Here is a 12,403-nt window from a genome sequence, read left to right as displayed (position 1 = left end):
AAAAGACTTTTTTCTCGACAGTCGAGAAATTAAATGTCAGAGAATCCGGGAGCTGTCAACCTGCGCCAGGAAGAGCCGGAAAGGCCCCGTGTGGCAGCTTCGGGAGGAATATGCGAGCCGTCGCGGCGGCTGGGAGGTTGGTTACATGCTGGCCAAATCGAGCACCGAATTGGTGCGCCAGCAAAACAGCCATATCGTGTTGAGGGCGCTCAGGCTGCATGGCCGCCTGTCGCATACGGAAATCAGCGATTTCACCGGGCTCGCCTCCGCCACGGTATCGGCGATTACAGCCGATCTGGAACGCGCGGGGATCATCGAGAAATCGGAGCAAAAGCCGCTGTCGGGACGCGGCCGACCGCGTGTCCTCTTTACCCAGAGGCGCGGACATAGCTACCTCGTTGTGGTCATTATCTCCTCCGACGTCGTCCAGTACTCGCTTGCCGACTATTCCGGAACCCTTATCGATCGTTTCACCGAAACGCGTGTGGCCGGGGGCGTGGGGACTTTCATGGAAGGCGTGCAGCGTGCGCTGGAGAGGATGATCGAGCGAAACCGGGTATCGCCCTCCGCCGTGAGGGCGATCTCGATCAGCAGTAAGGGTCTTGTCGACTCGAGCGCGCCCGTCCTTCTGTGGTCGCCGGTACTCGGTACTGAGCGCGTTGATTTCCAGGCCGGCCTGTCACCACGCTGGCCGGCACGCATTCTCTTGAGCAATGAAACGCTTCTTGTCGCCCGGGCGCTGGGCCAGAAATCCGAGCGACGTTTGGGCCCCGACTTCCGCGGTCTCGTCACGCTGTCGCTGGGACACAGCATCGGGCTGGGCTTGGCCCTTCGCCGTGACCAGGATATCGATATTTCAGCGCCGAATTTCGGACATATGTTGCACGTCCCGGGAGGGGCGCTGTGTCGTTGCGGGTCGCGCGGCTGCATTGAGGCTTATGCCGGTTTCTATGCGATCTTGCGAACCGCTTTTGAGGTTCCGCGCGACACCATCCCCGCGAAATTCGTCCCCCTGCAAGAGGTCGACAAGCTCGCCATTCGTGCCAGAAGCGGCGAGCGTATGCCAAGCTACGCCTTCCGCGAAGCAGGGCTCGCCCTCGGATACGGTCTCTCGAGGCTGCTGAGCCTCTACGGTCATCTACCGATCTCGGTCACGGGGCCGGGCGCTCGCTATTTCGATCTTCTGCATCCCGGTCTGGCTGACGGGTTGAGCGAGGCCCAGGTCGTGCGGATGTTCGGCGTGCCGGCTTTGTCGGTGGTGTCGGACGAACCCATGCTCGTATTCGAGGGGCACCTCGACGGTGCCCTGACCGTTATGGATGAGGACCTGGTGGCCGGCGCCTGATCCGGAACGGGGCATGGAACCGTGGCCCGGACACAGCGCACGTCAGGATTTACAGGGCCTTTGCCTTCTTTTCGATTTTCCTTAAAAATAGGTGGGTGCTATAGATTTTATTAACCTTCGGGCAAGGAATTAACCATAAGACTTGTCGTATACGTCGGAGTGGGACCGTAAATCTTCGGTCCCCGCCAGGCATGAAGCCGCCCGCCGTACCGGTTCCGATCCGGTATGTTTTCATTGAAGAAGTGCCAGGAGCAACCTTCTGTGGGAACGGCGTTGCCCGCTTTTATGGTCGGGTGGCGGTAGAAATCCCCTGAATGCGCCTGGCTTGCAATGCGGCCGCCGTGAATGGCGACGTCAGCGGGGATCACAGGGCGTGGGGCAGGACTTGCCGACAGACGGAGCGAAAGCGGCCCAGGCTAGCAGCCTGAGGGATCGCCTGCGTTTTGCAGGTCTGGACGAGGAGACCAGCGAACGTCTGCGCCAGAACAGACCTATGATGCTGCCTCTTGTCGAGCGCGGCTTGAGGGATCTTTTTCAGCGCTTTGCCACTTCGCCCGATGCCACACGTGCCTTCACCGGCGAGCGGCAGGCCGACCGGCTTCACGACATTCTCCTCTCCCATTTTAACGTTCTCACGGACGCGCGCTTCGACGCGCTCTATGCCGAGCGGGTCAAGGTGCTCTCCGACACCGAGAGCAAGATGGGGCTCGACCCGCGCTGGACGGTTGCTGGCCACGGCGTTCTTCTTGAGCACATGCTGGCGGGCATACTCACCGAAATGTCCGGCGGCGGCTTCCTTCCGGTCGGCAAGCGTCGGCAAAAGGAAATGGCCAGTCTGGCTGCTGCGCTTGTCCGTCTCGTCATGGTCGATGCCGAGATCGCCGTCTCGCTGCGGTTCAATGAGCTCCGCATCAAGCATCACAATGAACTGGCAGGCCTGCGAGAGCGCGAGAGGGCGCAAGTCGTCTCGATCTTTCAGCCGGCCCTTGATGCACTGGCACGCCGCGATCTGTCCGTAACGATCGAGAGCGAGGTCCCGACGGAATACCAGGACATGGCAGATGCGTTCAACGCCGGCGTAAGGGAACTCGGCGATCTGCTAGAGAACGTTTCCCAACGCGTCTCGCAAACCCATGAGGCCGCGTCCCGGATCAAGGACTATCATACCTCTCAGACGCACCTCGGCGCCGAACAATGTCGGGAACTGGCCGAAGCGTCTGCCGCGCTGGAGCGTGTCTGGTCACGTCTGCGGGAAAGCACGGACCAGAGTTCGGCTGCCGAGAAAGCTGTGTCCATCACGCGCGAAGCCGTCGAACGCAGTGGTCAGGTTGCGGGTCGCGCGATCAGCGCTATGGCCGACATCGAAACCTCGGCGGAGCAGATCGGCCACATCATTGGCGCAATTGATGAAATCGCCTTCCAGACCAACCTTCTCGCGCTGAATGCCGGCATTGAGGCCGCCCGCGCCGGCGATTCCGGCCGGGGCTTCGCCGTCGTCGCACAAGAGGTTCGTGCGCTTGCCCAGCGGTCTGCGGATGCCGCCCGCGAGATCAAGACGCTTGTTGCTACGACCAAGTCGCAGGTCGACGCCGGCGTCGAGATCGTCGGCGAAACGCAACGCATGATCGGCGAGATCGCCGGCCAGGTTTCCGGTATCAACGAAACCATGTCGGGGCTCTCGGTGCTTGCCAGTGAAAACGCCGGCAGTGTCGGGGAGCTCTCCGGGACCTTCCGTTCCATCGGCAACCGAGCAACTGCGATGGGCGGAGCGGAGACGGAGGCAGATGAATTGCATACCGTTATCCTGGAGCTCGGCGAGACCGTCAGGCGGTTCCATCTGCAGCGCCGTTACGAGGCCGCGCCCGCGATGCAATCACCGCGCCGCGACGCGCCAGCTCAGCCGGTTCGGGAGCATCCGCTGCCGGCATCGCCTGCTGAACCTGACTTTTATTATCCCAATCATCTCGCGGGGCTGAGCGCATGAGGGGATTATTTACCACATTTGGATACACAGAAAACACGAGGGTGGAAAACCGCGGCTCGGAAGGCGCTGAGCGCCGACTGCCGACGGGAAGCCCGAGGGCGTTCTTTGGACGAGTTGAAAGACGAGGAAGCAATTGATGGCTGCAAAGAAGAATGATCCGGGCAACTTCAAGCTGGCGAGCGTGCTGGACTTGAACGAAGCCTCCAATCTGAAGGCCAATCTCCAGTCGTTGCGCGGCAAGCCGGTCGCCGTCGATGCCTCAGGCGTCGAGCGTCTCGGCGTGCAGTGCGTGCAGGTGCTCATGGCGGCTGCGAAGACCTGGGAGAGCGACGGAAAGCCGTTTGTCGTGGCCAAGGCTTCCGATGCCTTTTTGAAGACAATGCAACTGATTGGCGTGAACATCGAGCACCTGCTCGCGAAGGAGATTGCGAAATGAAGAAGAAGGTACTGACCGTCGACGATTCCAGGACGATACGGAACATGCTCCTGGTGACGCTGAACAACGCGGGATTTGAGACGATCCAGGCGGAAGACGGCGTCGAAGGCCTTGAGGTTCTCGAGGAGTGCAACCCGGACGTCATCGTCACGGACATCAACATGCCGCGCCTTGATGGCTTCGGTTTCATCGAAGGCGTCCGGCGCAACGAAAAGTACCGGGCCATCCCGATCCTCGTGCTGACGACGGAAAGCGATGCCGAGAAGAAGAACCGTGCTCGCCAGGCCGGCGCGACGGGCTGGATCGTCAAGCCCTTCGATCCGACAAAGCTGATCGACGCCATCGAGCGCGTAACCGCCTAAGCCGGGAATTTCTCCTATGGATATGAACGAAATCAAAGAGATCTTTTTCCAGGAGTGCGAGGAACAGCTCGCGGAACTGGAATCCGGTCTGCTGAAAATGAACGACGGGGATCGCGATCCCGAGACGGTCAATGCGGTGTTCCGTGCCGTCCACTCGATCAAGGGTGGTGCCGGTGCGTTCGGCCTCGACGATCTCGTGGCCTTTGCCCACGTTTTCGAGACGACTCTTGATTGCGTTCGGTCCAACAAGCTTGAGCCCGGCCCGGAAGTTATGAAGGTCATGCTGAAGTCGGCCGACGTGCTGGCGGATTTGACCAACGCGGCTCGCGACGGGGGCAGCGTCGACGAAAGCCGCTCCAGCGGTCTCGTCAAGGAACTCGAGGCTCTCGCAAACGGGGAAACGCCGCCGCCGAGCGCCGCCCCGGCTCCGAAGGCAGCGGCCCCCGCGCCAGCGCCGAAGCCGGCAGCACCTCAGGCCGCCGCACCCGCGCCGACCGACGACAGCGGCTTCCAGCCGATCCCGTTCACCTTCGACGGTTTCGGTGGCGAGGAAGAAGCATCGATTGTGCCGTCCAAGTTCGATGTCTCCTTCAAGCCGCGCCGCGAGCTCTACGCCAAGGGCAACGAGGCTGCGCTTCTGTTGCGGGACCTGTCCCGCGTCGGCGAGATGAGCATCCATTGCAACATGGACGATCTGCCTTCACTGGAAGACATGGACCCGGAAGCGGCCTATTTCTCGTGGAAGATCCAGGTCACCGCCGAAAAAGGCGAAGAAGCCGTCCGCCAGGTATTCGAATTCGCCGAATGGGACTGCGACCTGGAAATCAAGCCGCACGAGGAACCGACTGCGGAAGCCGCTGGCGAAGAGCCGCCGATGGTGCCGGTGCCGTTCGATCTGTCCATCCTGGATGACGCGGGTTCGTCCGAAGCCGGCGAAGCAGCGGAATCGACCGAGAATGCCGACGTTCAAGCGGCTGTGGCCGCGGCCGAGACCGCGACAAACGTCATGAACATGGCTGCAGGCGCAGCGAAAGCAGACCGCAAGGAAAGCGCCGCTGCGGCCGCCGCCGCTGCCGCCCAGAACAACGCCGCCGCCGCTGCGGCTGCAAATGCCGCTGGCCAGACCATCCGCGTTGATCTCGACCGCGTCGACCGCCTCATCAACCTGGTAGGCGAGCTCGTCATCAACCAGGCAATGCTGTCGCAGAGCGTCATCGAGAACGACAACAACGGTGCCTCATCGATCAACATGGGTCTGGAGGAGCTGCAGCAGCTCACCCGCGAGATCCAGGATTCGGTCATGGCGATCCGCGCGCAGCCGGTGAAGCCGGTGTTCCAGCGCATGTCGCGTATCGTTCGTGAAGTCGCCGACATGGTCGGCAAGTCGATCCGCCTCGTCACCGAAGGTGAAAACACCGAAGTCGACAAGACGGTCATCGACAAGCTGGCCGAGCCGCTGACCCACATGATCCGTAATGCTGTCGACCACGGTATCGAAAGCCCCGAAAAGCGTGCGGCCGCCGGCAAGAACCCGGAAGGCACGGTCAAGCTGACCGCGAAGCATCGTTCCGGCCGCATCGTCATCGAACTCGTCGACGACGGCGCTGGTATCAACCGCGAGCGCGTCCGCCAGAAGGCTATCGACAACGATCTGATCGCGGCCGATGCCAACCTGACGGATGAGGAAATCGACAACCTGATCTTCATGCCGGGCTTCTCCACGGCCGACAAGATCTCGGATATCTCCGGTCGCGGCGTCGGCATGGACGTCGTCAAGCGCTCGATCCAGGCTCTCGGCGGTCGTATCTCGATCACCTCGCGTCCGGGCCAGGGCTCGACCTTCACTATGAGCCTGCCGCTGACGCTCGCTGTTCTCGACGGCATGGTCGTCACGGTTGCCGGCCAGACGCTCGTCGTGCCTTTGACGGCGATCGTCGAGACCCTGCAGCCGGAAGCCGAGAACATCCACTCCTTCGGTGCGAACCAGCGGCTCATCTCGATCCGTAATTCGTTCTGCCCGCTCGTGGACGTGGGCCGTATCCTCAACTTCCGCTCCACCCAGGCCAATCCGATCGAGGGCGTCGCACTTCTGGTCGAATCGGAAGGTGGCGGCCAGCGGGCACTGATGGTCGATGCCATTCAGGGTCAGCGTCAGGTCGTTATTAAGAGTCTTGAGGCAAACTACACGCACGTGCCGGGCATCGCCGCGGCGACGATCCTCGGAGATGGCCGCGTGGCGCTCATCCTCGACGTGGATGCTGTCGTCGCCGCTTCGCGTGGCCAGTCGTTGAAACAGGAAATGTCGTTGGCAGTAGCAGGCTGAGTATAGGGTAGAGAGGTCGATGTCGTACGCCGTCAAGAATCTGAGTCAAGGGAGCCGGGAGATTATCGCCTTCCGGATCGGCGACCAGGAGTTCAGCGTGAACATCATGTCAGTGCGGGAGATTCGTGGCTGGACGCAGGCCACGCCGCTGCCGCACGCACCCTCTTACGTCATGGGCGTGATCAACCTGCGCGGAGCGGTGCTGCCGATCGTCGATCTAGCCAAGCGACTGGCCATGAAGCCGGCCGACCCGACACCCAGGCACGTGATTATCGTGGCACAGGTGAAGAACCGCATCATCGGCCTTCTGGTGGATGCGGTTTCCGACATCCTGACCGTCACGGACGACGACATACAGCCGACCCCCGAGGTCTCTTCCGACCTCGAGAAACAATACGCCCGCGGAATCCTCGCGATCGACAAGCGGATGATCTGCTTGATTGAGCTGGGGGCACTGTTCCCCGAATCCGAAAGTGAAGCTGCATGACACTGCTACAGGCGACATCGAGACTGCATGACGACGAGGTGCTGGCGAGCGGCGAGTACCCGCTGACCCGGCGCGACCTCAACGAGATTGCCGCGATGATCTACTCCGATGCCGGGATCGCGCTGAACGATTCCAAGGCTTCGCTCGTCTATTCACGGCTGTCTAAGCACATCCGGGCCCTCGGCCTGCGCGGCTTCCGCGAGTATTGCGCGCTCGTCTCCTCTCCGGAAGGCGCCACAGAACGCCGCGAGATGCTCTCGCACCTGACGACCAATTTCACCCGCTTCTTCCGCGAAAACCATCACTTCGAGCATCTTCGTGATGCGGTTTTGCCCGAACTGATCGGCCGCGCGAAGAGCGGTGGGCGTGTTCGAATCTGGTCGGCGGCCTCGTCCGACGGTCAGGAGCCGTATTCCATCGCGCTGACGGTGCTGCAGGCGCTGCCCAATGCCGCCGACTATGATTTCAAGATTCTCGCGACCGATATCGATCCGAAGATCCTGGCAGTCGCCCGTCAGGGGGCCTACGACGAGCAGGCTCTGGAAACCGTGAGCCCGGCCATGCGCAAGCAATGGTTCCGCGAGGTGGACATCAACGGCCGTCGCAAGTTCCAGATCGACGACAAGGTGAAGAGGCTGATCACCTACAACGAACTCAATCTCATGGCCCAGTGGCCGTTGAAGGGACCGTTCGACGTGATCTTCTGCCGCAACGTCGTGATCTATTTCGACGAGCCGACGCAGATGCGCATCTGGACCCGCTTTGCCGGACTTCTGGCGGAAGGAGGCCACCTCTATATCGGCCATTCCGAACGGGTCTCCGGCGAATCGAAGAACCTTTTCGATAATATTGGCATTACCGCCTATCGCTACATCGGCAAGACGGGGGGCAGGAAGGCATGAGCAATCCCGCCCGCGTTCTTGTCGTCGATGACAGCCCGACCATGCGTGGCCTCATCACGGCCGTTCTCAGTCAGGATCCCGAGGTAAACGTCATCGGTCAGGCCGGTGACGCAATGGAAGCGCGCGCCGCGATCAAGGAACTCAATCCCGACGTCGTCACTCTCGACATCGAGATGCCGAACATGAACGGCCTTGAGTTTCTCGAGAAGATCATGCGTCTGCGTCCGATGCCGGTGATCATGGTGTCGACACTGACGCACCAGGGTGCCGACGCCTCGCTGACCGCACTCGAAATCGGAGCCTTCGATTGTGTCAGCAAACCCATCCCCGGAGAGCGCAATCCGTTCGGCGATCTGGCCGAGAAGGTGAAGGCCGCGGCCCGTTCGCAGTGGCGCTTCAGCCATCATCGCGCCGCATCGCCGCCGCCGGCCGCCAATGCGGCTCCCGCTGCCGAATTCCGCGTCGGTCGTAAGATTGTTGCAATCGGTTCGTCGACCGGCGGCGTGGAAGCGCTGATCACGGTGTTGCAGAAGTTTCCGCGCAATTGCCCTCCCACGGTGATCACGCAGCATATGCCGCCAACCTTTACCAAGAGCTTTGCCGAGCGGCTGAATCGCTTGTCCGCGCCGGTGGTGGAGGAAGCCACGGATGGGGCTCGGTTGGAGATCGGCAAAATCTATCTGGCGCCCGGCGGCGATCGTCATCTTCAGGTGGTGAACGCGTCTGCGCCGTGCTGCCGTCTGGTTGAACGTCCGCCTGTCAATGGCCACAGGCCGTCGGTGGATGTGCTCTTCGATTCCGTCGCCGAACTGGCAGGCAGAAACGCGGTCGGGGTGATACTGACCGGAATGGGCCGCGATGGAGCGGCAGGATTGCTCAAGATGCGGCACGCAGGTGCCCGCACCCTTGGGCAAAATGAAAAAACCTGCGTGGTTTATGGCATGCCTCGCGTCGCCCAGGAGTTGGGTGCCGTCGAGCAGCAGTTGCCACTTGGTTCCATCGGCGAAGAGATCCTGAAACTTACCGCCCGAAAAGAAGGTATCGAATAATGTCTATAGCTGAAAAAATCAAAGTTCTGATCGTCGACGATCAGGTCACCAGTCGTTTGCTCTTGAGTGATGCTCTGACCCAGCTTGGCTTCAAGCAGATCACTGCTGCCGGTGACGGCGAGCAGGGCATGAAGATTATGGCTGCGCAGCCGCATCATCTGGTCATCTCGGACTTCAACATGCCGAAGATGGACGGCCTGGTCTTCCTTCAGAACGTCCGCGCCAATCCGGCGACCAAGAAAGCGGCGTTCATCATCCTGACCGCGCAGGGTGACCGCGCCCTGGTCCAGAAGGCGGCGCAGCTCGGCGCGAACAACGTTCTCGCAAAACCGTTTACCATCGAAAAGATGAAGGCCGCCATCGAGGCGGTATTCGGAGCCCTAAAATGATAGAGGAAAGCGCTGCAAAGCGGGTCCACATAATACAAGGCGAATACAAGGTAGTGAGTGACCCCAACGTGGTCCTCTCCACCATTCTCGGTTCGTGCGTGGCCGCTTGCTTGCGCGATCCGGTCGCCGGAGTCGGTGGCATGAACCACTTTCTCCTTCCGGGTTCCGCTACTCCCGGTTCGGGGGGAGGGGACGCGACCCGCTACGGCGTTCACCTGATGGAACTTCTGATCAACGGCTTGTTGAAACAGGGCGCGCGGCGCGACCGGCTGGAGGCGAAGGTCTTCGGCGGTGCGAAGACGATAGCGACCTTCTCCAATGTCGGCGAACAGAACGCGGCCTTTGCGATGCAGTTTCTGCGCGATGAAGGCATCAATGTTGTCGGGGGCTCGACGGGTGGCGAGCATGGCCGCAAACTGGAGTTCTGGCCCGTCAGCGGCCGCGCCCGCCAGTATCCCCTCACCGGAGCGGAAACGCAGCGCACCGTCGCTCTCGAGCAGAAGCCGGTACCAGTCAGCAAGCCGGTCGAGGATTCGATCGAGTTCTTTTAACGATCACGCGGTACGCCGCAGAGTATGTATGGAGACCACGACCGTGGATGAGACGTTGCCGGAAGTGCTGATGCGTGTCGTGTCCGAGTTGCACGATGTGGCGTATTTGATCGAACGTATCGAACCTCAGATTCTTGAACTCGGCGGCGAGACTATTCTTCAGTCTCCCGATGCGCTCAAGGTCATGCAGGGGATCGATCTTGCCGTCCAGAAGGCGCGCGGCCTGGCAGAGTTCATTGACACCATAACCGGCACCATCCCGGACAACTGGGTGGTCGACGTCTCCACGGCGCTCAGCCTGGTCAAGCTCGCCGACATGCAGAAGGCTCTTGGCGCCGGTATCAGGCACGGGCATTCGCAGCCGTTGACGAAGGCCGCTGGCGACTTCGACTTCTTCTGATCGTCCCCTCTACTTCATCTGTCTTTCACCAAAACGAAACGTTCGCACAAGTTTCGGCTTCTATTGTCCCTGCAAGGGCAAAAAGCCTTGAACCCTTCGTTTGACGGTGTGAGACAGAATGAATCTGTTAAATCAATTAGTTCAGGTCTTTAAGAACCTGGCGGAGCTAGGGCAGGCGCGTTTGATGGCCTTGGCCGGCGTCGCTGTCTTGTCGATCGCAGTGATTCTGGCGGGGGCGTTCTACGTCAACAAGCCCGCCTTTGAGACGCTTTATGTTGGTCTCGAAACCGTCGACCTGAACCAGGTTTCCATTGCACTCGCCGAATCGAACATTGATTTCGAGGTCGGAACGGACGGGAAAAGCATTCGCGTTCCCGTCGGCATGACCACCAAGGCGCGCCTTCTGCTCGCTGAGCGCGGTCTGCCGAACAGCGCCAATGCCGGCTACGAGCTCTTCGACAATGTCGGGTCCCTCGGCCTGACCTCGTTCATGCAGGAAGTCACCCGCGTCCGGGCGCTGGAAGGCGAAGTTGCACGCACCATCCAGCAGATCAGTGGCATCGCGGCTGCGCGGGTTCACATCGTCATGCCCGACGTCGGAAACTTCAGGCGTGGTGAACAGAAGCCGACAGCATCCGTCATGATCCGGGCAAGCGCCACGGCCGGCCGCAAGGCCGCCGCATCGATTCGGCACCTGGTCGCATCTTCGGTTCCCGGCCTCGACGTCGAGGACGTGACGATTCTTGATTCGACGGGCCAGTTGCTGGCATCTGGCGACGAGGCAGGCGGCACGGCAAGCCGGTCCCTCGGCGTCGTACAGTCGGTGCAGCAGGAGATCGAGACCAACATCGACAAGGCCCTGGCGCCCTTCCTCGGCATGGACAACTTCCGTTCATCCGTCACGGCAGTCCTCAACACCGATACGCAGCAGATCCAGGAAACGATCTTCGATCCGGAGTCGCGCGTCGAACGCTCGGTCCGGATCACCAAGGAAGCGCAGAAGTCGCAGCAGAGCCTGCAGGATACGGCCGCGACCGTGGAACAGAATGTGCCGCAGGGTAACGTCCAGGGCGGCGCCGGCGGTCCGAGCTCCAATGACGAAAGCGACAAGAAGGAAGAACAGACCAACTACGAGATCAATTCGAAGACGGTAGCGACAGTCAGGAACGGCTATACCGTCGAGAAGCTTTCGGTCGCCGTCGTGGTCAATCGCGGCCGTGTCGCCAAGATGGTCGGCGAGCCCGTCGACCAGGCCAAGATCGACGCCTATCTCGCGGAGATGCAGAAGATTGTCGCCTCCGCAGCCGGTCTCGATACTGACCGCGGCGACGTAGTCACGCTGACCGCCATGGAATTCCTGGAGAATCAGCTTCTCGAGGAAAGCGCGACCGGCCCCAGCGTCACGGAAATCCTCAGCCGCAATCTCGGTGGCATCATCAACTCGCTGGCCTTCGTCGCCGTCGCCTTCCTGATCATCTGGATGGGCATCCGTCCGATGGTCCGCTCCGTTGGCGGAACCAGCTCCAGCATCGCCACGGGCGGTTCCGAAGAGGCTGCTGGCCTGGAACTGCCGGACTTCTCACCCGCCCTCGGCGGTGCCGACGCAGGCGCATCGCTCATGGACGGTTTCGGCTCCGACTTCGGGTTCGATTCGACCGACGATCTTCTCAACATCGGCGACGATCCGAATTCCGGCTTCAATCGTCGGGTCAAGGAAGGCCCCGAGCGTCGTCTGTCGCGCATGGTCGAAATCAGCGAAGAACGCGCCGCGAAGATCCTCCGCAAATGGGCAGTCGACAAGGCAGCTTGATCGGCAAAGATACCGCACAGACAGAACGCGTCGCCCCCGGGGCGGCGCGTTTTACTTTTGGCATCCAGCGAGGGTTTCGTAAAAGCCATCTGTCATATTTGAAAGCCCAATGGTGTTGCGTTGCCCCGGCTCCCATCCCTTTAGAATCAGGGTTTTCAACTGCTGTCGCCATAAGTTCTACGACGGTTTCACTTCACTTCTGCTTGTCTTCACGGGTGAAAACTGGGGACTCCCAAAAAACGGGTTATCGCGCCTTCGAATTTAAGGCTTACTATGCCTGTGTGATTCGATGATCGAATTGAAGCTTGCAGGTCGGGAAATGGCGGCATTCCGACGGCACGCGACGAGATCGAAGCTTGCCGTTT

At 60.8% G+C, this 12,403-nt stretch carries 12 protein-coding genes; all 12 read left to right on the top strand.

The features are described from left to right. The first annotated feature begins 145 nt into the window (after positions 1–145). The 12 genes from J5J10_RS15190 (at position 146) to fliF (ending at position 12,038) form a co-directional block, all read left to right on the top strand. Positions 146–1,345, top strand: a complete 1,200-nt coding sequence (locus J5J10_RS15190) for an ROK family transcriptional regulator (protein WP_211931259.1) — start codon at positions 146–148, stop codon at positions 1,343–1,345. A gap of 385 nt (positions 1,346–1,730) precedes the next feature. After that, entirely contained in the window at positions 1,731–3,329 is a 1,599-nt protein-coding gene (locus tag J5J10_RS15185) for a globin-coupled sensor protein (RefSeq protein WP_249116752.1), read from the top strand. 136 nt (positions 3,330–3,465) lie between these two features. After that, the gene (locus J5J10_RS15180; RefSeq protein WP_208547941.1) at positions 3,466–3,765 is read left to right on the top strand and encodes an STAS domain-containing protein; all 300 of its coding nucleotides are present in this window, start codon (positions 3,466–3,468) and stop codon (positions 3,763–3,765) included. Further along, positions 3,762–4,127 (top strand): chemotaxis response regulator CheY1, encoded by a 366-nt coding sequence (cheY1, locus tag J5J10_RS15175; RefSeq protein ID WP_028738986.1) that lies wholly within the window; start codon positions 3,762–3,764, stop codon positions 4,125–4,127. The genes J5J10_RS15180 and cheY1 overlap by 4 nt, the downstream gene beginning before the upstream one ends. Before the next feature lie 16 nt (positions 4,128–4,143). Beyond that, positions 4,144–6,450, top strand: coding sequence for a chemotaxis protein CheA (locus tag J5J10_RS15170; RefSeq protein WP_208547940.1), 2,307 nt, complete (start codon positions 4,144–4,146; stop codon positions 6,448–6,450). 19 nt (positions 6,451–6,469) lie between these two features. Then, on the top strand, positions 6,470–6,937 hold the full coding sequence (locus J5J10_RS15165) for a chemotaxis protein CheW (protein ID WP_208547939.1): 468 nt from the start codon (positions 6,470–6,472) through the stop codon (positions 6,935–6,937). Beyond that, positions 6,934–7,839 (top strand): protein-glutamate O-methyltransferase CheR, encoded by a 906-nt coding sequence (gene cheR, locus J5J10_RS15160; protein WP_211930495.1) that lies wholly within the window; start codon positions 6,934–6,936, stop codon positions 7,837–7,839. Before J5J10_RS15165 ends, cheR begins: the two co-directional genes overlap by 4 nt. Beyond that, positions 7,836–8,888 (top strand): chemotaxis response regulator protein-glutamate methylesterase, encoded by a 1,053-nt coding sequence (gene cheB / locus J5J10_RS15155; protein WP_208547937.1) that lies wholly within the window; start codon positions 7,836–7,838, stop codon positions 8,886–8,888. Before cheR ends, cheB begins: the two co-directional genes overlap by 4 nt. Beyond that, a complete protein-coding gene (locus tag J5J10_RS15150; RefSeq protein WP_208547936.1) occupies positions 8,888–9,277 on the top strand; it encodes a response regulator in 390 nt (129 codons plus the stop codon). Before cheB ends, J5J10_RS15150 begins: the two co-directional genes overlap by 1 nt. Next, positions 9,274–9,828, top strand: a complete 555-nt coding sequence (cheD, locus tag J5J10_RS15145) for a chemoreceptor glutamine deamidase CheD (protein ID WP_208547935.1) — start codon at positions 9,274–9,276, stop codon at positions 9,826–9,828. Before J5J10_RS15150 ends, cheD begins: the two co-directional genes overlap by 4 nt. A gap of 70 nt (positions 9,829–9,898) precedes the next feature. After that, entirely contained in the window at positions 9,899–10,228 is a 330-nt protein-coding gene (locus tag J5J10_RS15140) for a hypothetical protein (RefSeq protein ID WP_246745884.1), read from the top strand. A 118-nt stretch (positions 10,229–10,346) separates the two neighbouring features. Continuing rightward, positions 10,347–12,038 (top strand): flagellar basal-body MS-ring/collar protein FliF, encoded by a 1,692-nt coding sequence (gene fliF / locus J5J10_RS15135; protein ID WP_208547933.1) that lies wholly within the window; start codon positions 10,347–10,349, stop codon positions 12,036–12,038. The last annotated feature ends 365 nt before the right edge of the window (positions 12,039–12,403 follow it).

This window comes from Ciceribacter sp. L1K23 (genome assembly GCF_018122705.1).
In the GTDB taxonomy this organism is placed as follows: domain Bacteria; phylum Pseudomonadota; class Alphaproteobacteria; order Rhizobiales; family Rhizobiaceae; genus Allorhizobium.
This window is presented reverse-complemented; position numbering and strand designations above follow the sequence as displayed.